General features: G+C 64.1%; 14 protein-coding genes and 3 pseudogenes. 11 read left to right on the forward strand and 6 right to left on the reverse strand.

Annotated features, from left to right (window positions below):
- Positions 1–8 precede the first annotated feature (8 nt).
- The 3 genes from aceF to msrA all read left to right on the forward strand — a co-directional run bounded on the left by aceF (position 9) and on the right by msrA (position 5678).
- Positions 9–1949 (forward strand): dihydrolipoyllysine-residue acetyltransferase, encoded by a 1941-nt coding sequence (gene aceF / locus J4P02_RS06890; protein WP_426188831.1) that lies wholly within the window; start codon positions 9–11, stop codon positions 1947–1949.
- A 312-nt stretch (positions 1950–2261) separates the two neighbouring features.
- On the forward strand, positions 2262–4955 hold the full coding sequence (locus J4P02_RS06895; RefSeq protein WP_426188832.1) for a putative bifunctional diguanylate cyclase/phosphodiesterase: 2694 nt from the start codon (positions 2262–2264) through the stop codon (positions 4953–4955).
- A gap of 75 nt (positions 4956–5030) precedes the next feature.
- Positions 5031–5678, forward strand: a complete 648-nt coding sequence (gene msrA / locus J4P02_RS06900) for a peptide-methionine (S)-S-oxide reductase MsrA (protein WP_426188833.1) — start codon at positions 5031–5033, stop codon at positions 5676–5678.
- A gap of 78 nt (positions 5679–5756) precedes the next feature.
- Here the strand turns inward: msrA and J4P02_RS06905 are convergent, their stop codons facing one another.
- Positions 5757–6593 (reverse strand): 23S rRNA (adenine(2030)-N(6))-methyltransferase RlmJ, encoded by an 837-nt coding sequence (locus J4P02_RS06905; RefSeq protein ID WP_426188834.1) that lies wholly within the window; start codon positions 6591–6593, stop codon positions 5757–5759.
- Between the two features lie 229 nt (positions 6594–6822).
- Between J4P02_RS06905 and J4P02_RS06910 the strand changes: the two genes are divergently transcribed.
- Together J4P02_RS06910 and J4P02_RS06915 are read left to right on the forward strand one after the other, a co-directional pair.
- Positions 6823–8094: an O-acetylhomoserine aminocarboxypropyltransferase/cysteine synthase family protein gene (locus J4P02_RS06910; RefSeq protein ID WP_426188835.1), complete on the forward strand. Its 1272-nt coding sequence runs from the start codon at positions 6823–6825 to the stop codon at positions 8092–8094.
- A 93-nt stretch (positions 8095–8187) separates the two neighbouring features.
- Complete coding sequence (locus tag J4P02_RS06915) at positions 8188–8685, forward strand: DUF2165 family protein (protein ID WP_426188836.1); 498 nt, start codon at positions 8188–8190, stop codon at positions 8683–8685.
- Positions 8686–8757: 72 nt separating this feature from the next.
- On the opposite strand, the gene putP is transcribed toward J4P02_RS06915, so the two are convergent.
- On the reverse strand, positions 8758–10242 hold the full coding sequence (gene putP / locus J4P02_RS06920) for a sodium/proline symporter PutP (RefSeq protein WP_426188837.1): 1485 nt from the start codon (positions 10240–10242) through the stop codon (positions 8758–8760).
- Positions 10243–10705: 463 nt separating this feature from the next.
- On the opposite strand from putP, the gene putA reads away from it, so the two are divergent.
- Both putA and J4P02_RS06930 read left to right on the forward strand, forming a co-directional pair.
- Positions 10706–14659: a trifunctional transcriptional regulator/proline dehydrogenase/L-glutamate gamma-semialdehyde dehydrogenase gene (putA, locus tag J4P02_RS06925; protein ID WP_426188838.1), complete on the forward strand. Its 3954-nt coding sequence runs from the start codon at positions 10706–10708 to the stop codon at positions 14657–14659.
- Positions 14660–14880: 221 nt separating this feature from the next.
- Positions 14881–16683, forward strand: a complete 1803-nt coding sequence (locus tag J4P02_RS06930; protein ID WP_426188839.1) for an acyl-CoA dehydrogenase — start codon at positions 14881–14883, stop codon at positions 16681–16683.
- A gap of 18 nt (positions 16684–16701) precedes the next feature.
- Here the strand turns inward: J4P02_RS06930 and J4P02_RS06935 are convergent, their stop codons facing one another.
- From J4P02_RS06935 to J4P02_RS06950, 4 genes and pseudogenes are all read right to left on the reverse strand, one after another.
- Positions 16702–17547 (reverse strand): methyl-accepting chemotaxis protein, encoded by an 846-nt coding sequence (locus J4P02_RS06935; RefSeq protein WP_426189007.1) that lies wholly within the window; start codon positions 17545–17547, stop codon positions 16702–16704.
- 21 nt (positions 17548–17568) lie between these two features.
- Positions 17569–18639: pseudogene (locus J4P02_RS06940) on the reverse strand (cache domain-containing protein); the annotation flags it as partial.
- Positions 18640–18757: 118 nt separating this feature from the next.
- On the reverse strand, positions 18758–19060 hold the full coding sequence (locus J4P02_RS06945; RefSeq protein ID WP_426188840.1) for a cell division protein ZapA: 303 nt from the start codon (positions 19058–19060) through the stop codon (positions 18758–18760).
- Complete coding sequence (locus tag J4P02_RS06950; RefSeq protein ID WP_426188841.1) at positions 19057–19287, reverse strand: hypothetical protein; 231 nt, start codon at positions 19285–19287, stop codon at positions 19057–19059. Before J4P02_RS06950 ends, J4P02_RS06945 begins: the two co-directional genes overlap by 4 nt.
- A 344-nt stretch (positions 19288–19631) precedes the next feature.
- On the opposite strand from J4P02_RS06950, the pseudogene J4P02_RS06955 reads away from it, so the two are divergent.
- The 4 genes and pseudogenes from J4P02_RS06955 to mscK all read left to right on the forward strand — a co-directional run.
- Positions 19632–20288 (forward strand): annotated as a pseudogene (locus J4P02_RS06955) (MCP four helix bundle domain-containing protein); the annotation flags it as partial.
- Between the two features lie 303 nt (positions 20289–20591).
- A pseudogene (locus tag J4P02_RS06960) lies at positions 20592–21191 on the forward strand (methyl-accepting chemotaxis protein); the annotation flags it as partial.
- A 177-nt stretch (positions 21192–21368) separates the two neighbouring features.
- The gene (locus J4P02_RS06965) at positions 21369–23111 is read left to right on the forward strand and encodes a potassium/proton antiporter (RefSeq protein WP_426188842.1); all 1743 of its coding nucleotides are present in this window, start codon (positions 21369–21371) and stop codon (positions 23109–23111) included.
- Positions 23112–23176: 65 nt separating this feature from the next.
- Positions 23177–26530 (forward strand): mechanosensitive channel MscK, encoded by a 3354-nt coding sequence (gene mscK, locus J4P02_RS06970; RefSeq protein WP_426188843.1) that lies wholly within the window; start codon positions 23177–23179, stop codon positions 26528–26530.
- Positions 26531–26572: the final 42 nt, after the last annotated feature.

Raw genomic sequence — 26572 nt, forward strand, 5'->3', positions numbered from 1 at the left:
GACTTTCTGTGAGCGAACTCATTCGCGTACCTGACATCGGCAGCGGTGAAGGTGAAGTAATCGAACTGTTTGTGAAGGTCGGCGACCGTGTCGAAGCCGACCAGAGCATCCTGACGCTGGAGTCGGACAAGGCCAGCATGGAAATCCCTGCGCCGAAGGCCGGGGTGGTCAAGAGCCTGAAAGTGAAGCTGGGCGACCGCCTGAAAGAAGGCGACGAACTGCTGGAACTGGAAGTCGAGGGTGCCGCTGCTGCGGCCCCTGCCCCGGCTGCTGCGCCAAAGGCTGAACAGCCTGCGGCCGCTCCGGCTCCTGCCGCGGCCCCAGCAGCACCGGCTGCCGCTTCGGTGCAGCAAGTGCACGTGCCGGATATCGGCTCGTCGGGCAAGGCACAGATCATCGAGATCCAGGTCAAGGTCGGCGACACCGTTGCTGCCGATCAGTCGCTGATCACCCTGGAATCCGACAAGGCCAGCATGGAAATCCCATCGCCTGCCGCTGGCGTGGTCAAGGCCATCAGCGTCAAGCTCAACGACGAAGTCGGCACCGGCGACCTGATCCTGGATCTGGAAGTGGCGGGTGCTGCGGCTCCTGCTGCCGCTCCGGCCCAGGCTGCCGCTCCAGCCGCTGCCGCTGCGCCTGCTCCTGCAGCAGCCCCGGCTGCTCCAGTGGCCGACAGCGTCCAGGACATCCACGTTCCGGACATCGGCTCGGCCGGCAAGGCCAAGATCATCGAAGTGCTGGTCAAGGCCGGCGACAGCGTGGTTGCCGACCAATCGCTGATCACCCTCGAATCCGACAAGGCCAGCATGGAAATCCCATCGCCAGCCGCCGGTATCGTGGAAAGCGTATCGATCAAGCTGGACGACGAAGTCGGCACCGGCGACCTGATCCTCAAACTCAAGGTCAAGGGCGCTGCCCCGGCCGCCGCGCAGGCTCCTGCTGCTGCACCGGCTCCAGCCAAGGCTGAAGCAGCTCCTGCGGCTGCCGCGCCAGTGGCTGCCGCCGCACCAGCTGCCGCACCGGCCAAGCCGGGTGCCAAAGTTCACGCCGGCCCAGCCGTGCGTCAACTGGCCCGCGAGTTCGGCGTCGAGCTGAACGCGGTAGGCGCCAGTGGCCCGCACGGTCGCATCCTCAAGGAAGACGTGCAGGTCTACGTCAAGGCCATGATGCAGAAGGCCAAGGAAGCACCGGCTGCCGGCGCAACCGGTGGCGCAGGCATTCCGCCGATTCCGGTGGTGGACTTCAGCAAGTTCGGTGAAGTCGAGGAAGTGGCGATGACCCGCCTGATGCAGGTCGGCGCCGCCAACCTGCACCGCAGCTGGCTGAACGTGCCGCACGTGACGCAATTCGACTCGGCCGATATCACCGAGCTGGAAGCCTTCCGTGTGGCGCAGAAAGCCGTGGCCGAGAAGGCCGGCGTCAAGCTGACCATCCTGCCGCTGCTGCTCAAGACCTGCGCCCACCTGCTCAAGGAACTGCCGGACTTCAACAGCTCCCTGGCACCAAGCGGCAAGGCGATCATCCGCAAGAAGTACGTGAACATCGGCTTCGCCGTGGACACCCCGGATGGCCTGCTGGTACCAGTGATCAAGAACGTCGATCAGAAGAGCCTGCTGCAACTGGCTGCCGAAGCCGCTTCCCTGGCGGAAAAGGCCCGGACCAAGAAGCTTTCCGCAGACGAGATGCAAGGCGCGTGCTTCACCATCTCCAGCCTCGGCCACATTGGCGGCACCGGCTTCACGCCGATCGTCAATGCACCGGAAGTGGCGATCCTCGGCGTGTCCAAGGCCACCATCCAGCCCGTCTGGGACGGCAAGGCCTTCCAGCCGAAGCTGATGCTGCCGCTGTCGCTGTCCTACGATCACCGCGTGATCAACGGCGCCGCCGCCGCGCGCTTCACCAAGCGCCTGGGCGACCTGCTGGCGGATATCCGCACCATGCTGCTGTAATCCGCAAGCCGGCCCACCCGTCATGGGCGGGCCGGCTTCGCAACCCTTTCGAGCGCCACGCTCGTACCTCAACCCCGTCACTTTGGCGGGGCTTTTTTTGCCAGAAAAAAGTCGCCAATCCTCCGGCACCCCAGGGCGACGAAAGGTCGAAAAAGTAACTTTGCAGAAATCCCGCGGCTTGCCGATACAGGTTTATAGCACTTAGCCTTCATCTCACTTGTCAGTCGATGCTGCATGATGCAACCTTGCCGCAGGCTGCAGTAAAGAGGGCGAGTGCCCGGCGCGATCAGCAATTTCGAAGCGAGTTTCCCCATGAAAAGCCAACCCGATGCCGCCAGCCGTATGGTGGCCGAGGTAGTGACGCAGTTGCCGGTGCCTTCGCGGCTCGGCATGCTGCGTTTCGAACGGCTGAATGAAGCAAGCTGGGCACTGCTGTTTCTCGACCCCAACTGCGAACGCCAGTTCGGCCTGCCCGCTGTCGAGCTCTGCGCCCTGGTGGGCTCGCCCTACGCCAGCCTGATGGAACCGGAAGCCCGTTATCAGCTGCACGACACCATCCAGCAGCAGCTGAGCAGCAGCCCCCATTACCTGATCCGCTACACCCTGCACACCAGCCAGGGCCCCCTGAGCATCCTGGAGCTGGGCGAAGCCTACAAACAGCACAACCGCCACCTGCTGCGCGGTTACCTGCTGGTGGTCGAGGGGCTGTTCAACTCTGCCGCGTCGCTGCCGACCCAGGACCTGGAAACCCAGAACTCACGCCTGCAGATCGCCCTGGAACTCAACCAGCGAGCCCAGCAGGAACAACTGCAGCATCTGGAACGGGTCCGCGCCCAGCAGGACCTGATCCTGCTCCTGACCCGCCAGCGCTACAGCAGCGGCAACTCGCTGAAGGAAGCCGCGGAACTGATCACCCGCTGCGCCTGCGATATCTACCAGATCGACTGCGCCAGTATCTGGAACCTCGAAGACCAGCAACTGGTGCCAATTGCCGCCTATCATCGTGGCCCCCAGGAATACCGCCTGCCGGAGCCCATCGACGCCAGCAGCTTTCCCGACTACCTGGAAGCCCTGCACAGCTGCCGCGCCATCGATGCGCAGAACGCCATGCGCGACCCGCGCACCCGGGAGATGGCCGAAAGCCTGCGCCCGCGGGATGTCAACGCCATGCTCGACGCCAGCATCCGCATCGACGGCCAGGTGGTCGGCGTGCTGTGCCTGGAACAGACCGGCATGACCCGAGCCTGGCAGTCCGACGAGATCGCCTTTGCCGGCGAGCTGGCGGACCAGTTCGCCCAGGTCATCAACAATCACAACCGGCGTGCCGCCACCAGCGCCCTGCACCTGTTCCAGCGCGCCGTGGAACAGAGCGCCAACGCCTTTCTGCTGGTCAATTGCGACGGGGTGGTGGAGTACGTCAACCCGAGCTTCACGGCGATCACCCAGTACAGCACCGAAGAGGTCCACGGCCACCGCCTGGCGGAACTGCCGGCCCTGGAAAACCTCAGCGAACTGCTGTTCGACGCCCCCTCCAGCCTGGCCAAGAGCAATAGCTGGCAGGGCGAATTCAAGAGCCGGCGCAAGAACCTCGAGCCCTACTGGGGCCAGCTGTCGATCTCCAAGGTGTATGGCGACAATCGCGAACTGACCCACTACATCGGTATCTACGAAGACATCACCCAGACCAAGCTGGCCCAGCAACGCATCGAACGCCTGGCCTACACCGACAACCTGACCAACCTGGGCAATCGCCCGGCGTTCATCCGCAACCTCGACGAGCGTTTCGCCCGAGACAGCGATACCCCGATCAGCCTGCTGCTGGTGGATATCGACAATTTCAAGCGGATCAACGACAGCCTCGGCCACCAGACCGGCGACAAACTGCTGATCAGCCTGGCCCGGCGCCTGCGCAACAGCCTGAGCCCCAGCGGCAGCCTGGCGCGCTTTGCCAGTAACGAATTCGCCGTGCTGCTGGACAACACCGACCTGGAAGCCGGCCAGCAGATCGCCAGCCAGTTGCTGATGACCCTGGACAAACCCATGTTCGTCGACAACCAGCTGATCAGCGTCACCGGCTCGGTGGGCCTGGCCAGTGCGCCGCTGCATGGTCGCGATCCGCAAACCCTGATGCGCAACGCCGGCCTGGCGCTGCACAAGGCCAAGGCCAACGGCAAGCACCAGGTGCAGGTGTTCACCGAGGCGCTGAATGCCGAGGCCAGCTACAAGCTGTTCGTCGAGAACAACCTGCGCCGCGCCCTGACCCAGAACGAGCTGGACGTGTTCTACCAGCCCAAGCTGTGCCTGCGCAGCGGCCGCCTGCTGGGCATGGAAGCGCTGCTGCGCTGGAATCACCCGGAAAAGGGCATGATCCGTCCGGACCAGTTCATCAGCGTGGCGGAAGAAACCGGCCTGATCATCCCCATCGGCAAATGGATCGCCCGCCAGGCCTGCCGCATGAGCAAGCAGCTGACCGCCGCCGGCCTGGGCAACCTGCACGTGGCCATCAACCTGTCGCCCAAGCAGTTCTCCGACCCGGACCTGGTGGCCTCCATCGCCGGCATCCTCAAGGAAGAACAGTTGCCGCCCTCGCTGCTGGAGCTGGAGCTGACCGAAGGCTTGCTGCTGGAAGCCACCGACGACACCCACCAGCAACTCGAGCAATTGAAGAAACTCGGCCTGACCCTGGCCATGGACGACTTCGGCACCGGTTATTCGTCCCTGAGCTACCTGAAGAAATTCCCCATCGACATCATCAAGATCGATCGCAGCTTTATCCACGAGATCCCCGACAACCAGGACGACATGGAAATCACCTCGGCGGTGATCGCCATGGCCCACAACCTGAAGATCAAGGTGGTGGCCGAAGGGGTGGAAACCGCCGAGCAACTGGCATTCCTGCGTCGTCATCGCTGCGACGTGGGCCAGGGCTACCTGTTCGACCGGCCAATCCCCGGCAGCGAGCTGATCGCCAAGCTCAAGCGCTATCCGCGCGGCCCAATTGCCTGACAGCGCTGTAACACTCGGGCAAACTGCGGGTCTATCTTCTTACCTACTCCCCAACCTGACTGAGAGGACTGCGACATGGTCTTGCGCTCGGAAATCCTGGTGAATAAAAACGTGCTTCCAACCAAAGAACAAGCTCTGCCCGGCCGTGAAACCCCCATGACCGTTCCCGATGAACACTACGTCAACGGCCACCCGCTGCTGGGCCCCTTCCCGGGCGAAGTGGATTTCGCCATCTTCGGCCTGGGCTGCTTCTGGGGCGCCGAGCGGCGCTTCTGGCAACGCGAGGGCGTGTACAGCACTTCAGTGGGCTACGCCGGCGGCTTTACCCCGAACCCGACCTATGAAGAAGTCTGCTCGGGCCTGACCGGGCATACCGAAGTGGTGCTGGTGGTGTACGAACCGGAGAAGGTCAGCTACCAGCAACTGCTGGCAATGTTCTGGGAACTGCACAACCCGACCCAGGGCATGCGCCAGGGCAATGACATTGGCACCCAGTACCGTTCGGTGATCTACACCACCAACCCGACCCAGCTGGAGCAGGCGCTGCACAGCAAGGAGGTGTTCCAGGCGGAACTGACCAAGGCCGGCCTGGGCAGCATCACCACTGAAATCGCCGAGGCCCCGACCCTCTACTTCGCCGAGGCCTACCACCAGCAGTACCTGGCGAAGAACCCCGAAGGCTATTGCGGCATCGGCGGCACCGGCGTCACCTGCCCCATTTGAAGCAGCCGCAAGCTGCAAGCCTCAAGCTGCAAGTGCAAGCACCTCAGCTTGCCGCTTGTAGCTTGCAACTTGCCGCTGCTACTCAGCTATTAGCCAGTCCATCTGCCAGCCACCCTGGGTCTGGCCGAGTTTCTGCGCCAGCCAGGGCAGCAGCTCGCGCAATTCCTCTTCCAGCCCCCAAGGCGGGTTGGCAATCGCCAGGCCCGAGCCATTCAGGCTGTTGGGAGTGTCCAGGGGATGCACCAGCAATTCCACCCGCAGCAGTTTTGGCGCGCCGGTACCGGCCAGGTCCTGGTAGAAGCGACGTAGCGCCCGCTGGTCCTTGACCGGGTACCAGATGGCCGCCACGGTCTGGCGCATGCGGCCAATGGCTTCCTTCAGCGAGGCCGCGCAGCGCTGCATCTCGTCCAACTGCTCGAAGGGTGGATCGATCAGCATCACCGCGCGCTTTTCCGCCACCGGCAGCAGCGCCCGGGCCACATGCCAGCCCTCCCCCAGATGCACCGCCACCCGTGGATCGCGCTTCATGTTTTCCTTGAGCAGCAGGCCGTCTTCAGGATGCTTCTCGTTGAGCAGCACCCGGTCCTGGGAACGCACCAGGCGCCTCGCCAGCTCAGGCGAGCCGGGGTAGTAGCGCAACTGGCCATCCGGGTTGAGCTTGTGCAGCACGCGCATATAGTCGGCGGTCAGCGCCGGCAGGTCCTCGGCGCCCCACAGGCGGGCGATGCCTTCCAGGTACTCGCCGGTGCGGTTCGCCTGGTCGCCCTGGAGGTCGTACAGACCAATGCCGGCATGGCTGTCGAGGTAGGCGAACGGCTGCTCCTTGCGCGACATCAGGGCGATGAGGCGGGTCAGGGTCAGGTGTTTGAAAACGTCGGCGTGATTGCCGGCGTGGAAGGCGTGACGATAGTTCATGGTTGCTCCTGCGCAGGGGGGCAAGTTTACCCTGTGCCGCAAGGCACGTCAGGACAGACCATCGCCTTGACCCGGCTGCAGCCATCTTGCCCAAGCGCCACGCCTGTTGGACACTGACGCGCCCGCCTGCGGCCAAGCGGCGGGCAGACCACGCGGTTGCTGGCGACTCAGACACACGGGACCACTGACTGCTGCGCTCATTAATGGATTGCTACTGAGTCGAGGATTTATGAAAGACGCAACGATTGCGCTGCACCATGGATTCAAGTCAGACCCGACCACCAAGGCCGTGGCCGTGCCCATCTACCAGAATGTCGCCTTCGAGTTCGACAACGCCCAGCACGGTGCCGACCTGTTCAACCTCGATGTGCCCGGCAACATCTACACCCGCATCATGAACCCCACCAACGATGTGCTGGAGCAGCGTATCGCCGCCCTGGAAGGCGGGATCGCCGGGCTGGCGGTGGCCGCCGGCAGTGCAGCGATCCACTACGCGATCCAGACCCTGACCCAGGCCGGCGACAATATCGTCTCCACCCCGCAGCTCTACGGTGGCACCTACACCCTGTTTGCCCACCTGCTGCCGAGTTTCGGTGTCGACGTGCGCTTTGCCCGGGACGATTCCCCCGAAGCCATCGCCGAGCTGATCGACGACAAGACCAAGCTGGTGTACTGCGAGAGCATCGGCAACCCGGCGGGCAATATCGTCGATATCGAGGGCCTGGCCGAGGTCGCCCACGCCCGCCATGTGCCACTGATGGTGGACAACACCGTGGCCACGCCGATCCTCTGCAAGCCGATCCAGTTCGGCGCCGATATCGTCGTGCACTCGGTAACCAAGTACGTCGGCGGCCACGGCAACTCCCTGGGCGGGGTGATAGTCGACAGCGGCAACTTCCCCTGGGCCGAGCACCCGCAGAAATTCGCCAGCCTCAACACCCCGGAGCCGGCCTACCACGGCGTGGTCTACACCGAGAAGTTCGGCCCCGCGGCCTTTATCGCCCGGGCCCGCACCGTGCCCCTGCGCAATACCGGCGCGGCCCTGGCGCCGATGAACGCCTTCCTGCTGCTGCAAGGCCTGGAAACCCTGGCCCTGCGCATGGAGCGCCACACCGACAACGCCATCCAGGTGGCGCAGTTCCTCAAGGCCCATCCGCTGGTGGCCTGGGTCAGCTACGCAGGCCTCGCCGACCACCCGCACCACGAGCTGGCGCGCAAGTACATGGGCGGCAAGCCCTCGGCGATCCTCTCCTTCGGCCTCAAGGGCGGTTATGCCGCGGGGGTGCGCTTCTACGATGCCCTGCAGATCTTCAAGCGCCTGGTGAACATTGGCGACGCCAAGTCCCTGGCCTGCCATCCGGCCTCCACCACCCATCGGCAGATGAATGAAGAGGAGCAGGCCAAGGCCGGGGTGAAACCGGAAATGATCCGCCTCTCGGTGGGCATCGAGGCCATCGAAGACCTGCTGCAAGACCTCGACCAGGCGCTGCGCCAGGCCTGATCCCCGCAAGGGCCCGTCGCCACAGGGCGACGGGCCTTCATATACCCTTCCACCACCCCCAGGACGCTTTCTTGCCCATAAAAGGACTCAACCATGATTGTGCGTGACGTGAAAATCATCATGACCCTGGCCGTGGCCGCCTTCGCCCTGCTGGTGGCCTGGAACAACATCAGCGACTACGGCTCCAACTTCGCCTTCGTCCAGCATGTGCTGAGCATGGACAGCGTTTTTCCCGGCAACAGCGCCACCGACCGGGCCCTGGCCCAGCCCTGGCTGTGGCACGCCGGTTACTGGCTGATCATTGTCGGTGAAAGCCTCACCGGCCTGCTGCTGGCCTTGGGTGCCTGGCGCCTGTGGCGCGTGCGCAACGCCAGCGCCAGCACCTTCAACCAGGCCAAGGGCTGGGCGATTGCCGGCTTCGGCCTGGGCTTCTGCGTGTGGTTCTTCGGCTTTATGGTGGTGGGCGGCGAGTGGTTCATGATGTGGCAATCCCACACCTGGAACGGCCAGGACGCAGCCTTCAAGTTCTATATGGCGATCCTTGGCGTGCTGATCTTCCTCAACCAACCCGACAGCGATACACACCAATAAAAACGGCCCGCTGCGGTGACGCAGCGGGCCGTTGTACAACGCCCTGGGGAATCAGGGCCAGCTCTGTTCAGCTTAGTGATTGAGCTTGAAGTCCTTCTCGGCGGCTTCGAAACGCTGGACCATGCCCGCGCTCGGTGCACTCATCTTGCTCACCAGCACGATGGCCAGGCTGGCGAAGATAAAGCCCGGAATGATTTCGTACAGACCCAGCAGAGCGAAGTGTTTCCACAGGATCACGGTCACGGCACCGACGATGATCCCGGCCAGCGCGCCGTCACGGGTCATGCCTTTCCACAGCACCGAGATCAGCACCACAGGGCCGAAGGCGGCACCGAAGCCGGCCCAGGCGTAGCTCACCAGGCCCAGTACGCGGTTTTCCGGGTTGGCGGCCATGGCGATGGCGATCAGCGCAACCACCAGCACCATGGCGCGACCGACCCACACCAGCTCGCGTTGGGAAGCATGCTTGCGCAGGAAAGCCTTGTAGAAGTCTTCGGTCAGGGCACTGGAGCACACCAGCAGTTGGCAGCTCAGGGTACTCATCACCGCAGCCAGGATGGCCGACAGCAGCACACCGGCAATCCACGGATTGAACAGCAGCTTGGCCAGTTCGATAAACACCCGCTCCGGGTTCTCGGTCACAGGGCCAGCCACTTCCGGGTGCGCCGAGAAGTAGGCGATGCCGAAGAAGCCCACGGCCACGGTGCCGCCCAGGCAGAGGATCATCCAGGTCATGGAGATGCGACGAGCCTTGGCGATCGACTTGACCGAATCCGCCGCCATGAAGCGCGCCAGGATATGCGGCTGGCCGAAGTAGCCCAGGCCCCAGCCCATCAGCGAGATCACGCCGATAAAGGTGGTGTTCTTGAGCATGTCGAAGCTGGTGGGGTCCTTGGCTTCAATGGCCAGGAAAGTGGTGTCGACGCCACCGGTGGCCAGCAGCACGATGATCGGCGTGAGGATCAGGGCGAAGATCATCAGGGTCGCTTGCACGGTGTCGGTCCAGCTCACTGCCAGGAAACCACCGACGAAGGTGTAGGCGATGGTTGCCGCAGCACCGGCCCACAGCGCGGTCTCGTAGGACATGCCGAAGGTGCTTTCGAACAGACGGGCGCCGGCGACGATGCCGGAAGCGCAGTAGATGGTGAAGAACACCAGGATCACCACCGCGGAGATGATCCGCAGCAGGCCGCTCTTATCTTCGAAACGGCTGGAGAAGTAGTCCGGCAGGGTCAGTGCGTCGCCGTTGTGTTCGGTCTGCACCCGCAGGCGACCGGCCACGAACAGCCAGTTCAGGTAGGCACCGACGATCAAGCCGATGGCGATCCAGCTTTCCGAAAGACCCGACATGTAGATGGCGCCCGGCAGGCCCATCAGCAGCCAGCCGCTCATGTCGGAGGCACCGGCGGAAAGCGCGGTCACCACGCTGCCCAGGCTGCGGCCACCCAGAATGTAGTCGGAAAGGTTGTTGGTGGAGCGATAGGCCATGAAGCCGATCAGCACCATTGCCGCGATGTAGATCACGAAGGTGATCAAGGTTGGATTGCTTGCACTCATTGAGTTACGCCCTGGCTTTGTTTTTATGGTGCGGCGGTCACTGCCTCTCTCCGCCAAACGATTTCGCTTGGGAGACGATCAGGCGTGCCGCGCATTTATGACTGATGTTTCCCCAGGAAAGCCATCAGCCGATGCACCGACCGTGGAGTCGGTTGCACCTTGGGCGCGAATCCTATGCAACAAGACGAACAAGGTGCAACCAATTTGCGCCGAATCAGTTGCACCTCGTCGATTAATCCACTACCGACGCCGCTTTTTGCTCCTTTTTGGCGCAAGAAACTGCCTTTTCATAAGCAAAGATATCAGTGAGATGCACGCCACCCGTTGCAAGAAATTTATTCCTGACAAGCTGCGGTTTTTTCCAGGCAAAAATGGGTTGCACCCGGTTGCACCTATTTCGGCGCACGGATAATCTTGCCGCCAGCTGATGCCACACGTGCGTGGCAAACATGAGGATAAAAATATGGCTACCACCACCCTCGGGGTCAAACTCGACGACCCTACCCGCGAGCGTCTCAAGGCGGCCGCGGCCTCGATCGATCGGACCCCGCACTGGCTGATCAAGCAGGCGATCTTCAATTACCTGGAAAAACTCGAGGGTGGTGCAACCCTGACCGAGCTGAGCGGTGCCACCGTCGCCAGCGGCGATGACGCCGGCGAAGTGCAGACCGACCACACTCACCAATGCTTCCTCGAATTCGCCGAGAGCATCCTGCCGCAATCGGTGCTGCGCGCTTCGATTACCGCCGCCTACCGTCGCCCGGAACCGGAAGTGGTGCCGATGCTGCTGGAGCAGGCGCGCCTGCCGGCCGCCACCGCCGAAGCCGCCAACAAGCTGGCCGCCTCGATCGCCGAGAAACTGCGCAACCAGAAGAGCGCCGGCGGCCGTGCCGGTATCGTCCAGGGCCTGCTGCAGGAGTTCTCCCTGTCGTCCCAGGAAGGCGTGGCGCTGATGTGCCTGGCCGAAGCCCTGCTGCGCATCCCCGACAAGGGCACCCGTGACGCGCTGATCCGCGACAAGATCAGCACCGGCAACTGGCAGCCGCACCTGGGCAACAGCCCGTCGCTGTTCGTCAACGCCGCCACCTGGGGCCTGCTGCTCACCGGCAAGCTGGTGTCGACCCACAACGAGGCCGGCCTGACCTCCTCCCTGAGCCGCATCATCGGCAAGAGCGGCGAGCCGATGATCCGCAAGGGCGTGGACATGGCCATGCGCCTGATGGGCGAGCAGTTCGTCACCGGCGAGACCATCGCCGAAGCCCTGGCCAACGCCAGCAAGTTCGAAGCCAAGGGCTTCCGCTACTCCTACGACATGCTCGGCGAAGCGGCGCTGACCGAGCACGACGCGCAGAAATACCTGGCGTCCTACGAGCAGGCCATCCACTCCATCGGCAAGGCCTCCCACGGTCGCGGCATCTATGAAGGCCCGGGCATCTCGATCAAGCTCTCGGCCCTGCACCCGCGCTACAGCCGCGCGCAGTACGAGCGGGTGATGGAAGAGCTGTACCCACGCCTGCTGTCCCTGACCCTGCTGGCCAAGCAGTACGACATCGGCCTGAACATCGACGCCGAGGAAGCCGACCGCCTGGAGCTGTCCCTGGACCTGCTGGAGCGCCTGTGCTTCGAGCCGCAACTGAGCGGCTGGAACGGTATCGGCTTCGTGATCCAGGCCTACCAGAAGCGCTGCCCTTACGTGATCGACTACGTGATCGACCTGGCCCGCCGCAGCCGTCACCGCCTGATGATCCGTCTGGTAAAAGGCGCCTACTGGGACAGCGAGATCAAGCGCGCTCAGGTCGAAGGCCTGGAAGGCTACCCGGTGTACACCCGCAAGGTTTATACCGACGTGTCCTACATCGCCTGCGCACGCAAGCTGCTGTCGGTGCCGGAAGTCATCTACCCGCAGTTCGCCACCCACAACGCCCATACCCTGTCGGCCATCTACCACATTGCCGGTCAGAACTATTACCCGGGCCAGTACGAATTCCAGTGCCTGCACGGCATGGGCGAACCGCTGTACGAGCAAGTGGTAGGCAAGGTTGCCGAGGGCAAGCTCAACCGTCCGTGCCGCGTGTACGCACCGGTGGGCACCCACGAAACCCTGCTGGCCTACCTGGTACGTCGCCTGCTGGAAAACGGCGCCAACACCTCGTTCGTCAACCGCATTGCCGACCAGTCGATCTCGATCCAGGAACTGGTGGCCGACCCGGTCAGCCAGATCGAACAGATGGCCACCCTGGAAGGCGGCTTCGGCCTGCCGCACCCGCGCATTCCATTGCCGCGTGACCTGTATGGCGCCGAGCGGGCCAACTCCGCCGGCATCGACATGGCCAACGAACACCGTCTGGCGTCGCTGTCCTGCGCCCTGCTGGCCACGGCCCACAACAACTGGAAAGCCGCACCGATGCTCGGTTGCGCCGCCAGCAGTGAAACCCCGGCGCCGGTACTCAACCCGTCCGACCACCGCGATGTGGTGGGCCAGGTGCAGGAAGCCACGGTGGAAGACGTGGACAACGCCATCCAGTGCGCGCTGAATGCCGCGCCGATCTGGCAGGCCACACCGCCAGCCGAGCGCGCCGCGATCCTGGAACGCGCCGCCGACCTGATGGAAGGCGAGATCCAGCCGCTGATGGGCCTACTGGCCCGGGAAGCCGGCAAGACCTTCGCCAACGCCATCGCCGAAGTGCGTGAAGCGGTGGACTTCCTGCGCTACTACGCAGTGCAGGCACGCAACGACTTCAGCAACGACGCCCACCGCCCACTGGGCCCTGTGGTGTGCATCAGCCCGTGGAACTTCCCCCTGGCAATCTTCAGTGGCCAGGTCGCCGCGGCCCTGGCCGCCGGCAACCCGGTACTGGCCAAGCCCGCCGAACAGACCCCGCTGGTGGCGGCCCAGGCCGTGCGCCTGCTGCTCGAAGCCGGGATTCCCGAAGGCGTGCTGCAACTGCTGCCGGGCCAGGGCGAAAGCGTTGGCGCGCGCCTGGTGGGTGACGAGCGTGTCAAGGGCGTGATGTTCACCGGCTCCACCGAGGTGGCGCGCCTGCTGCAACGCAATATCGCCGGGCGCCTGGACAACCAGGGCCGGCCGATTCCGCTGATCGCCGAGACTGGCGGCCAGAACGCGATGATCGTCGACTCCTCGGCGCTGACCGAGCAGGTGGTGATCGACGTGGTGTCCTCGGCCTTCGACAGTGCCGGCCAGCGTTGCTCGGCCCTGCGCGTGCTGTGCCTGCAGGAAGATTCCGCCGACCGCGTGATCGAAATGCTCAAGGGCGCCATGGCCGAAAGCCGCCTGGGCAACCCGGAGCGCCTGTCGGTGGACATTGGCCCGGTGATCGACGCCGAAGCCAAGGCCGGCATCGAGAAACACATCCAGGCCATGCGCGACAAAGGCCGCAGCGTGTACCAGATGGCGATTGCCGACAGCGACGAAATCAAGCGCGGCACCTTCGTCATGCCGACCCTGATCGAGCTGGAAAGCTTCGACGAGCTGCAGCGCGAGATCTTCGGCCCGGTGCTGCACGTGGTGCGCTACAAGCGCAAGGACATCGACCAGCTGATCGCCCAGATCAACGCTTCCGGCTACGGCCTGACCTTGGGCGTGCACACCCGCATCGACGAAACCATTGCCAAGGTGGTGGACAACGTCAATGCCGGTAACGTCTACGTCAACCGCAACATTGTCGGCGCCGTGGTCGGCGTGCAGCCCTTCGGCGGCGAAGGCCTGTCGGGCACCGGCCCGAAAGCTGGCGGCCCGCTGTACCTGTACCGCCTGCTGTCGACCCGCCCAGTGGATGCCATCGAGCAGTCCTTTGTGCGTGCCGATGCGGCCAACGCCCCGGACCTGCGCCTGCGGGAAACCCTGAGCAAGCCGCTCAACGCCCTGCAAGCCTGGGCCGAGAGCAGCAAGCTGGCAGAGCTGGCGACCCTGTGCAAACAGTTCGCCGGCCAGTCGCAAAGCGGTATCACCCGGCAGTTGGCCGGCCCTACCGGCGAACGCAACAGCTACGCCATCCTGCCCCGCGAGCATGTGCTGTGCCTGGCGGAAGTCGAAGGCGACCTGCTGACCCAGCTGGCAGCAGTGCTGGCAGTGGGCGGTTCGGCGGTATGGCCGGAAAGCGCACTGGTCAAGACCCTGTTCGGTCGCCTGCCGAAGGAAGTGCAAGCGCGCATCCAGCGCGTGGCCGACTGGACCAAGGACGAAGTGGTGTTCGACGCCGTGCTGCACCATGGCGACTCGGATCAGCTGCGCGGCGTCTGCCAGCAGGTGGCCCAGCGTGCCGGGGCGATTGTCGGCGTCCAGGGCCTGTCCCAGGGCGAAACCGCGATTGCCCTGGAACGCCTGGTGATTGAGCGCGCCCTGAGCGTCAACACCGCAGCGGCCGGCGGTAATGCCAGCCTGATGACCATCGGCTAACAGCAGTAGGTAGCGGCAAGCTGCAAGCGGCAAGTGGGGGTGCAATGCTCTCGCTTGTAGCTTGTAGCTTGTAGCTTGTAGCTTGTAGCTTGTAGCTTGTAGCTTGTAGCTTGCAGCTTGCCCCTCTGCTTCTCTGCCTCTATCACCCTTATCTATCTTGCTGTTCAGCCTCTATTCACGCACCTAGACTCGCTGCATTCCCCGTCAACAGGTGCGCCGTCATGTCCGAGACCTTGCTCAGTTCCCGCAATCTGGCTTTCGAGCTGTACGAGGTGCTCGATGCCGAAGCCCTGACCCAGCGCGAGCGGTTTGCCGAGCACAACCGCCAAACCTTCGATGCCGCCCTGGGCACTGCGCGCACTATCGCCGAGAAGCTCTTCGCCCCGCACAACCGCAAGGGCGACGAGCATGAACCGCGCTATGAAGACGGCCAGGCGCTGCTGATTCCGGAAGTGAAACCGGCGGTGGAGGCCTTTCTCGAAGCCGGCTTCCTGAATGCCGCGCGCAGTTTCGAAGCCGGCGGCATGCAGTTGCCGACCCTGCTGTCCCAGGCCTGTTTCGCCCACTTCCAGGCGGCCAACGTCGGCAGCTCGGCCTACCCCTTCTTGACCATGGGCGCGGCCAACCTGATCGAAAGCTTCGGCAGCGAAGAGCAGAAGCAGCGCTTCCTGCAGCCGATGATCGACGGCCGCTTCTTCGGCACCATGGCCCTCACCGAACCCCATGCCGGCTCCTCGCTGGCGGATATCCGCACCCGCGCCGAACCGGCCGCCGACGGCAGCTACCGGATCAAGGGCAACAAGATCTTCATCTCCGGCGGCGACCACCCGCTGGCGCAGAACATCGTGCATATGGTGCTGGCCAAGCTGCCGGACGCACCGCCCGGGGTGAAAGGCATCTCGCTGTTTATCGTGCCCAAGTTCCTGGTCAATGCCGACGGCTCCCTGGGCCCGCGCAACGATGTGCTGCTGGCCGGGCTGTTCCACAAGATGGGCTACCGCGGCACCACCTCCACCGCGCTGAATTTCGGCGACAACGGCGAGTGCGTCGGCTACCTGGTGGGCCAGCCCCACGCCGGCCTGTCCTACATGTTCCAGATGATGAACGAGGCGCGGATCGGCGTCGGTATGGGCGCGGTGATGCTCGGCTATGCCGGCTACCTGTATTCCCTGGAGTACGCCCGCGAACGCCCCCAGGGCCGCCTGCCGGAGAGCAAGGACCCGAGCACCGCACCGGTGCCGATCATCCAGCACGCCGATGTTCGACGCATGCTGCTGACCCAGAAGGCCTATGTCGAAGGCGCCTTCGACCTGGGGCTGTACGCCGCGCGGCTGTTCGACGACACCAGCACCCTGGCCGACGCCACCGAGCGCCAGCAGGCCCATGAACTGCTGGACCTCTTGACCCCGATCGTCAAATCCTGGCCATCGGAGTTCTGCCTCAAGGCCAACGAACTGGCGATCCAGGTCCTTGGCGGCCACGGTTACACCCGGGAATACCCGGTGGAGCAGTACTACCGTGACAACCGCCTGAACCCGATCCACGAAGGCACCCATGGCATCCAGTCCCTGGATTTGCTGGGGCGCAAGCTGGCGCAAAATGGCGGCGCCGGGCTCAAGCGCCTGATCCGCCTGATCGCCGACACTGGCGAACGGTCCCGAGCCCATGCCTCCCTGGACGCCCTGCGCCTGCCGCTGGAACAACTGGTCAGCCGCTTGCAGAGCGTGACCCTGGGCCTGCTGGGGGACCTGGCCACCGGCAAGGTGACCTCGACCCTGGCCAACTCGGCGCTGTACCTCAAAGCCTTTGGTCATGCGGTGATCGGCTGGCGCTGGCTGGAGCAGGCGATTCGCGCCGAAGAGGGGCTGGCCCGGGGCAATGCCGCGGATGAGGATTTCTATCGAGGCAAGTTGCAGGCCGCGCGCTACTTCCTGACCTGGGAAGTGCCGGGCTGCCAGCATGAGCTGAATCTGCTGGAAGCCCGGGACGATACCTGCCTGGGGATGCAGGATCAGTGGTTCTAAGGGGCTGAGTGGCTGTGCTTAGCGCAACTTGAAGCCACCCACCTGGCGCGTCAGGTCTTCGGCCAGGCGCTGCAGGGCGACGCAATCTTCCCGGCAGGCCTGGACTTCCGCCGCGGTGGCCCGGGCCAGGTCGGAAATGCCCTGGACGTTGCGGTTGATTTCCTCGGTCACCGCCGACTGCTCCTCGGTGGCGGTGGCCACCTGCTGGTTCATGTCGCTGATGTGCTCCACCTGCCCGGTGATCGCGGTCAGCGAGGTGCCGGTCTGCTGGCTGGACTCGACGCCGGTGCCGGTCGCCGCCTGCCCCGCATGCATCGACGACACCGCGTTCTCCGCGCCCTGCTTGAGGCCCTGGATCATCTGCTGGATCTCGTCGGTGGAGGCCTGGGTGCGCTGGGCCAAAGTGCGCACTTCATCGGCCACCACGGCAAAACCGCGCCCCATGTCGCCGGCCCGGGCCGCCTCGATGGCGGCGTTCAGGGCCAGCAGGTTGGTCTGTTCGGAGACCCCGCGAATCACCGCCAGCACCTGGTCGATGGAGGCCACATGCTCGGCCAGTTCGCTGACCGCGTCGGCGGCCTGGGCGATTTCTGTGGACATGCGCTCGATATGCCCGATCGAGCCGCCCACCACTTCCTGAGCCTGCAGCGCTTCATCGCGGGCCACCTGGGAAGCCTCGGCGGCCTGCCCGGCATTGCGCGCGATATCCTGCACCGTCAGCCCCATCTGGTGCACGGCGGTGGCCACCATATCGGTCATCTGCTGTTGCTGAGCGGAGCGCTCGGCGGTGTTTTCCACCACCGCCGCCACCTGGCCCACCGAGTTGCGCAAACGTTCGGTGGTGGCCAGCACTTCGCCAATCATGCCTCGCTGGCTGTCGAGGAAACGGTTGAACCCCCGGGCCAGGTCCCCCAGTTCGTCGGCGCGGCTGGCGTCCAGGCGCAGGGTCAGGTCACCGCCGCCACTACCGATGGCCACCAGGCCTTCGGTCACCTGGCGCAGCGGCCGCACCAGGCCCCGGGCCAGCAGCACCACCAATAGCAGGCAGATCGCGGCAATACCCAGGCCCAGCAGGCTGGTCAGCCAGATCGCCTGGCGTGCCTCGGCGTAGATCTGCGCCTGCGGCACTTCCGCCACCAGGCTCCAGCCAAAGCCCCGCAAGGGCAGGCTCAGGGCCAGGTAGGCCTCGCCGTCACGCTCGAAATCACTGCTGGTCAGGCCCTGATGGCCCATCAGCGCGGCGGCGGCGGTGGCGCCGATCTGCTCGGACAACTGCCGCTTGCCACTGAACTGGGCGTCCGGGTGCACCTGGATCAAGCCGTCGTTGCGCACCAGGAACACCCGGCCGCGCTCGCCGAAGCTGTAGTCGTGGATCAACCGCGACAGCTCGGCCATGCGCAGGCCCAGGCCGGTGACGCCTACTAGCTGGCCGTCTTTCTCCACCCGGTAATTGATGAACATCGCCAGCTCGCCACTGGCGACGTCGATATCGATGTTCAGCACCCGCGGCTGGCCACCGTCGATAAAGCGGTAGAACCAGACATCCTTCGGGTTATCCCGACTCAGGGTCCGGTCCAGGCCTTTCTCGTTGTAGTAGTGGTTGCTGAGGGGGCTCGCCATCATGGTGGTGAACGCCTGGTTCTCGGCGCGGATGTCATTCAGGTAGCTGATGAAGCTCTGCGCCTGGGCCGGGTCTTCGCCGGCCGCCAACCAGTCGCGCAACATGCCGTTGCCGGCCAGGTCCCGGGCGGCCGTCAGGGGCTGTGTGAGGATGCGCTCGATATCGTTGCGCATGGCTTCGATGCTCGAAGGCAGTGCCCTGTCCACCAGGTAGTTCTGGGTCAGGTGATTGATCAGCACCGTGTAGATCGCCACGACCACCAACAGGCTGAGCAACAGCGCCGAACCCATGCTGAGGATCAGCTGCCATTGAATACTGCGTCGCCAGAATTGCATGGAACACCTCTTTCTTATTGGAATAAGAGGCTGAGATACCGCGCCAGCCGCGCAGGGTTGTATACAAACAATACGCTCGCTTGTCCAACCTATTGCCTGGCGGCTGTATGCAACTCCATCAGTTCTGCTGGATGGTCTTGGCGATCACCTCGACAGTGGCGCTTACCTGCTCCTGGTAACGGGCCAGCTCCTCGGCGTGGCTCTTTTTCATCTCGAGCTGCTGCGAGCACAGGTTCATCGCCGCCAGCACCAGCAGGCGCTCACCAATCAGCGTCGGGTATTTTTTCTTGGTCTCGGCCAGGGTCGCCTTGAGCATCAGCGCGGCGTCCATCAGGGCCTGTTCCTGGCCAGCCGGGGCCTTGATCGAATAGTCCTCGCCGAGGATCGAGACGACTTTCACCCCATCGATATGATGTTTCATGGATTGGCCGGGCCTGCGCTGACGCGCTCAACCAGGGCCTGGATGCGGGCCGCGGTGGCGCCTTGCTTTTCTTCCTGTTCCATCAGGCTCAGTTGCAGGCTCTCGTTTTCGTCCTTGGCTTGGGCCAGTTGTTCGTTGAGGGCGGCGTTCGTGCCGAGCAGCTCCTGGTTCTGTACTACCAGGTCACTGACCAGCTGTTCCAATTGGCTGAGGGATGCTTCCAACATTTTGACCTTCCAGGCTTTTTGCAAAGGGCGCGTACGATAAAGAAAAGTCACCCTGGAAGCCAGGAATATGCAGGCGCAAGACCTTGATTTTCCTGGGCAATGGGGCTTTTCACGGACCTAAAGAGACTGCACTTTGGGCTGTGGGTTCCGGCCCTTCGTCGCACCGCAACACGGAAAATCGCAGTGCCGGGGGACTCAAGACTTTAGTCGTACGACCGATAAGTCACGGTAGATCAGTCTCAAGCCCCGCACGGATGCGCCTTTCTCTGGTAACCACCATGTCCCTTCGTAATATGAATATCGCTCCACGGGCCTTCCTCGGCTTCGCCATGATCGGCGGCTTGATGCTGATCCTCGGTGTCTTCGCCCTGAATCAGATGAGCAAGATCCGCGGCGCCGCCGAAGACATCACCCTGAGCAGCGTGCCGAGCATCAAGAGCCTCGACGAGTTCACCCAACTGACCCTGCGCCTGCGGGTACTGTCCTATCGCCTGCTGGTGAACCGTGAGCCGGATATCCAGCAAAAGACCATCGAGCTGCTGGAGATGCGTAACCAGCAGATCCGCAGCGCCCAGACCGACTACGAAAAGCTGATCACCAGCTCGGCGGAACGAGCGGCCTACGACCAGTACGTGCAGCTGCTGGGCCAGTACCGGCAGATCGAGGAGCGGATGAAGTCGCTGTCCCGCGCCAACCAGGTGGACGACCTGCGCAACCTGCTCAACACCGAGCTGCTGAACAACTCGGAAGCCATGAACACCGTGCTCAACCGCCTGCTGGAGATCAACACCCAGCAGACCCTGGACACCAACCAGAAAGCCGCCGAGCAGTACTCCTCGGCCTTCAGCCTGGTGGTGACCCTGTTGCTGCTGGCCACCGGTCTGACCCTGCTGTTCGCCTGGCTGCTGACCCGCAGCATCACCCTGCCGATCGCCAATGCCCTGAACGCCGCCGAACAGATCGCCGAAGGCAACCTGACCCGGCCGATCAAGGTCGACGGCAGCGACGAGGCCGGCCGCCTGTTGCAGGCCATGGCCAAGATGCAGGACAAGCTGCGCGACACCCTGCAGCGCATTTCCGGCTCCGCCACCCAGCTGGCCTCGGCCGCCGAGGAACTCAACTGCGTCACCGAGGAAAGCGCTCGCGGCCTGACCCAGCAGAACAACGAAATCGAACAGGCCGCCACCGCAGTCAATGAAATGACCAGCGCCGTGGAAGAAGTCGCGCGCAATGCGGTGAGCACTTCCGAAGCCTCGAAGAACGCCACCTCTTCGGCCGGCGACGGTCGCGACCTGGTGCAGGAAACCGTGGCCGCCATCGAGCGCATGAGCGCCGACGTGCAAAGCACCGCGGGCCTGATCGGCGACCTGGCCAACGAATCGCGGGACATCGGCAAGGTGCTGGACGTGATTCGCGGCCTGGCCGACCAGACCAACCTGCTGGCCCTCAACGCCGCCATCGAAGCCGCCCGTGCCGGTGAAGCCGGTCGCGGCTTTGCCGTGGTCGCCGACGAAGTCCGCGCCCTGGCCCACCGCACCCAGCAGTCCACCAGCGAAATCGAACGCATGATCGGCAGCATCCAGGGCGGCACCGAGCACGCCGTGGACTCGATGCGCAACAGCACCGAGCGTGCCGAGTCGACCCTGAATATCGCCCGTGGCGCCGGCCTGTCCCTGGACACCATCAACAGCGCCATCATCGAGATCAACGAACGCAACCTGGTGATCGCCAGCGCCGCCGAGGAACAGGCCCAGGTGGCCCGTGAAGTGGACCGCAACCTGGTGAATATCCGCGACTTGTCGGTGCAGTCGGCCACCGGCGCCAACCAGACCAGTGCAGCCAGCAACGAGCTGTCGCGCCTGGCCGTGGACCTCAACAGCATGGTCGCCCGCTTCAGCCTCTGAAGCACCGCGCCAGCCCCGTCCTGGCGCCGGTAAAACGGCGCCAGGCATCGCTTGCACGGAATCCGCAGCCATCGCGAAAAGCTTTTTGACAGCGGCACATTTACGCAGGTTAGAATCGCTGGCACGCAGACTGCATGGTCAGTTCGCGCCCGCCTTTACCGCTCTGGAGTACTGCCTTTGAATGCGACGACCATCAACAGCCTGTTCTTGATCGGCGCGTTGCTGGTGGGTGCGAGCATTCTGGTGAGCTCACTTTCATCACGCCTGGGCATCCCGATCCTGGTGATCATCCTGGCGGTGGGCATGACCGCCGGAGTCGACGGCGGCGGCATCATCTTCGACAACTACCCGACCGCCTACCTGGTGGGCAACCTGGCCCTGGCAGTGATCCTGCTGGACGGCGGCCTGCGTACCCGGGTCGCGAGTTTCCGCGTGGCGCTGTGGCCGGCGCTGTCCCTGGCCACGGTGGGGGTGCTGATCACCACCGGGCTGACCGGCATGGCCGCCGCCTGGCTGTTCGACCTGAACCTGATCCAGGGCCTGCTGATCGGCGCCATCGTCGGCTCCACCGACGCCGCGGCGGTGTTCTCGCTGCTGGGTGGCAAGGGCCTCAACGAGCGGGTCACCGCCAGCCTGGAAATCGAGTCCGGCAGCAACGACCCGATGGCGGTGTTCCTCACCGTGACCCTGATCGACATGCTCGCCAAGGGCCACACCGGCCTGCACCTGAGCCTGTTGGTGGAGTTGCTGCGCGAGTTCGGTATCGGCGCGGTGATCGGCCTCGGCGGCGGCTGGTTGATGCTGCAACTGGTCAATCGCATCCACCTGGCCAACGGCCTGTACCCGATCCTGGTGATCGCCGGCGGCCTGGTGGTGTTCGCCCTGACCAACGCCCTGCACGGCAGTGGCTTCCTCGCGGTGTACCTGTGCGGCCTGGTGATCGGCAATCGCCCGGTGCGCAGCCGCCACGGCATTCTGCACATGCTCGACGGCATGGCCTGGCTGGCGCAGATCGGCATGTTCCTGGTACTGGGGCTGCTGGTCACGCCCCATGACCTGCTGCCCATCGCCTTGCCGGCCCTGGGCCTGGCGCTGTGGATGATCCTGTTTGCCCGGCCGCTGTCGGTGCTGGTGGGCCTGGCGCCGTTCAAGGCTTTCCATGGTCGGGAAAAGGCCTTTATTTCCTGGGTCGGCCTGCGCGGTGCGGTGCCGATCATTCTCGCGGTGTTCCCGTTGATGGCCGGGCTACCCAACGCCCAGCTGTATTTCAACCTGGCGTTCTTTATCGTGCTGATCTCGCTGCTGGTGCAAGGCACCAGCCTGCCGTGGATGGCCAAGTGGCTGAAGGTCACGGTGCCACCGGAGCCGGCACCGATTTCCCGGGCGGCGCTGGAGGTTCACGTCACCAGCGAGTGGGAGCTGTTCGTCTACCGCCTGGGGGCCGAGAAATGGTGCATCGGCGCCGCCCTGCGGGAACTGAAGATGCCCGAGGGCACGCGGATCGCCGCCCTGTTCCGCGGCCAGCAACTGCTCCATCCGTCGGGTAGTACGGTGCTCGAGGCCGACGATCTGCTGTGCGTGATCGGCCATGAACACAACCTGCCGGCCCTGGGCAAACTCTTCAGCCAGGCCCCGGAACGTGGCCTCGACCTGCGCTTCTTCGGCGACTTCGTGCTCGAAGGCGACGCCCAGCTGGGCGCGGTGTCGGCCCTCTACGGGCTCAAGCTCGACGGCCAGGACGCCGATATGCCACTGGGTGCCTTCATCGCCCAGAAGGTCGGCGGCGCCCCGGTGGTCGGCGACCAGGTGGAGTGGAACAACACCATCTGGACCGTGGCGGTGATGGACGGGAACAAGATCGGCAAGGTGGGCGTCAGATTCCCCGAAGGAAGTCGCCCGGGCCCCGGACTCTTCCTCTAAACTCGGGAGCGCATCAGCCGCCGCCATGGCGCTCCCCCTATTTCCTGATTGCCTGACCGACTTCTATGCCTACCCTGCGTAAATGTTTCGCCATTGCCCTGCTGGGCCTGAGCCTCGCCGTTGGCACCGCCCAGGGCGGTGATCCGCCCAGCGCCGAAGCGGTGCAGCAGAGCCTGGACAAGATCGCCGAGCGCAAGCTGCCGGAGGCCGATCAGAAAGCCCTGCAAACCCTGCTGCAGAACACTCTGAACCAGCTGAACAACAAGCAGGACTATGAACGGCGCCTGGCGGACCTCAAGCAGCAGCTGATCAACGCTCCGCGCCTGACCACGGAGAACCAGCGCGAACTGGTGCGCCTCAAGGCCAGCAAGGTGTTGCCGGTGGCTCAGCGCTACGCCGCGATGTCGGTGGCCCAGCTGGAACAGTTGCTGGCCGAGCGCAGCACCAACCAGAGCGACCTGCAAAAGGCCCTGTCCGATGCCAACAGCCTGACCATCACCGCCCAGACCCGCCCCGAACGGGCCCAGGCCGAGATCAGCAGCAGCCAGACCCGAATCCTCCAGATCAATGCCGCGCTCAAGGCCGGCAAGGACGGCGGCAAGCTGCTCAGCAGCGACCAGCGCAACCTCTTGAATGCCGAGCTGGCGGCGCTCAATGCGCTGATTCCGCTGCGGCGCCAGGAACTGGCGGGCAACAGCCAACTGCAGGACCTGGGCAACAGCCAGCACGACTTGCTGATGGAAAAGACCGCGCGCCTGGAGCAGGAGATCCAGGACCTGCAGACCCTGATCAACCAGAAACGCCTGGCCCAGTCCCAGGAGACCGTGACCCAGCAGTCGATCGAGGCGCAGAAGGCCGGCAGCAGCAGCCTGCTGGCCACCGAGAGTGCCACCAACCTCAAGCTCTCCGACTACCTGTTGATGGGCACCGACCGCCTCAACGAGCAGACCCAGCGCAACCTGCAGACCAAGCAGCAGCTCGACAGCGTGACCCAGAGCGACGCCGCCCTGGACGAGCAGATCAGCGTGCTCAAGGGCAGCCTGCTGCTGTCGAAAATCCTCTACAAACAGAAGCAGGCCCTGCCGCGGCTGAAACTGGACCGGGGCCTGGCCGATGAAATCGCCGATATCCGCCTCTATCAGTTCGAGGTCAACCAGCAGCGCGAACTGCTCAGCAACCCTGTGGCCTACGTCGACAACCTGCTCAAGACCCAGCCCGCCGAACAGGTCACGCCGCAACTGCGCAAGACCCTGATCGACCTGGCGAACACCCGTGTCGACCTGCTGGATCGCCTGAACCGCGAGCTCAGTGCCCTGCTCAACGAATCCATCACCCTGCAACTGAACCAGAAGCAATTGCTGGTCACTTCCCAGAGCCTGCGCGCCACCCTCGACGAGCAGATGTTCTGGATTCCCAGCAACAAGCCCCTGGACGCCGAATGGCTGCAGGAAGTGCCCGAGCGCCTGCAGAACCAGGTGACCACACTGCCCTGGGCCTCCAGTTTCAGCGAACTGACCGACGGCCTGGTGCAACGGCCGTTGCTGTTCCTGCCGCTGCTGCTAGTGATCGGCGCCCTGCTGTGGCGGCGCAAGAACCTGTATGCGCGCCTGAACAAGGTGCACAAGGATATCGGCCACTTCAAACGCGACAGCCAGTGGCATACGCCCTTGGCGATTCTGGTGAACATTCTGCTGGCGATGCCGGTGGCCCTGGCCTTGGCGCTGTGCGGCTACGCCTTGCAGATCGACGCCCGGGGGCAGAACGCCACCCTGGGCGCGGCCTTGCTGCAGATCGCCCAGGCCTGGCTGGTGTTCTACACCTCGTACCGGATCCTCGCCCCCGGCGGCGTGGCCGAGCTGCATTTCCGCTGGGAAAGGCCCCAGGTGGAGTTCCTGCGCGGCTGGATCCGTCGCCTGGGGCTGGTGGTGCTGGCGCTGGTGGCGGTGGTTTCGGTGGCCGAGCTGCAACCTGCGGCCCTGGCCGACGACGTGCTGGGCATCGCCGTGGTGCTGACCTGCTACGCGCTGATGGCCTGGCTGCTGAGCCGGCTGCTGTTGAGCAGCCCGACCCACGAAAACGCCTCACTGTTCCGCAAGGCCGTGGGGCTGCTGTTCACCCTGCTGCCCATCGCCCTGTTTATCGCCGTGTGCTTTGGCTACTACTACACCGCGCTGAAACTCAGCGACCGCCTGATCAACACCCTGTACCTGCTGATGTTCTGGCTGGTGGTGGAAGCCACCTTCATGCGTGGCCTCAGCGTTGCCGCACGGCGCCTGGCCTACCAGCGGGCCCTGAGCAAGCGCCAGGCGGCCAAGGAAGCGGGAGAAAGCGGCGAGCCCGTGGTCGAGGAACCGACCATGGACATCGAGAAGGTCAACGAGCAGTCCCTGCGGCTGATCCGCCTGGCCCTGCTGGGCGGTTTCATGGTGGCGCTGTATTGGGTCTGGGCCGACCTGATCACGGTGTTCTCCTACCTCGACCGGGTCACTTTGTACGAATACACCAGCGGCACCGGCATCAACATGAGCATGGTGCCCATCAGCATTGGCGACGTGCTCGGGGCGCTGATCATCGTCGGCATCACCTTCGCCCTCGCGCGCAACTTGCCGGGGCTGCTGGAGGTGCTGGTGCTGTCCAAGCTCAACCTGGCCCAGGGCAGCGCCTACGCCACCACCACCCTGCTGTCCTACGCCATCGCCGGGATCGGTTTCGTCTCGACCCTGGCCACCCTCGGAGTCAGCTGGGACAAGCTGCAATGGCTGGTGGCGGCGCTGTCGGTCGGCCTGGGTTTCGGCATGCAGGCGATCTTCGCCAACTTCATCTCCGGCATCATCATCCTCTTCGAGCGACCGGTGCGGATCGGCGACACCATCACCATTGGCAACCTGTCGGGCACGGTGAGCAAGATCCGCATCCGCGCCACCACCATCACCGACTTCGACCGCAAGGACATCATCGTCCCCAACCAGACCTTCATCACCGGGCAACTGATCAACTGGTCGCTGACCGACACCGTGACCCGGGTCACCCTCAAGCTCGGCGTCGACTACGGCTCCGACCTGGACCTGGTGAAGGAACTGCTGCTCAAGGCCGCGCGGGAGAATCCGCGGGTGCTCAAGGAACCCGAGCCCCACGTGTACTTCCTCAACTTCGGCGAAAGCACCCTGGACCACGAACTGCGCATGCATGTGCGCGAACTGGGGGACCGCAACCCGGTGGTGGACGAGGTCAACCGCTTCATCAACCGCGAGTTCAAGAAGCAGCACATCAACATCTCGTTCCGGCAGATGGAGGTGTACCTGAAGAACCTCCACGGCCAGGAATACAAGCTGGTGCCGATCGAAGCAGACGGCAGCATCGCCACCACCCCGCCCAAGGGCATGACCCCGCCCGAGCCGCCACCGAGCAAACTCGACTAAGGCGCCTTTGCCCAGCAGAATACTCGGACATTCTGCTGGGAG

The sequence above is a fragment of the Pseudomonas sp. NFXW11 genome, from assembly GCF_049887815.1.
In the GTDB taxonomy this organism is placed as follows: Bacteria; Pseudomonadota; Gammaproteobacteria; order Pseudomonadales; family Pseudomonadaceae; genus Aquipseudomonas.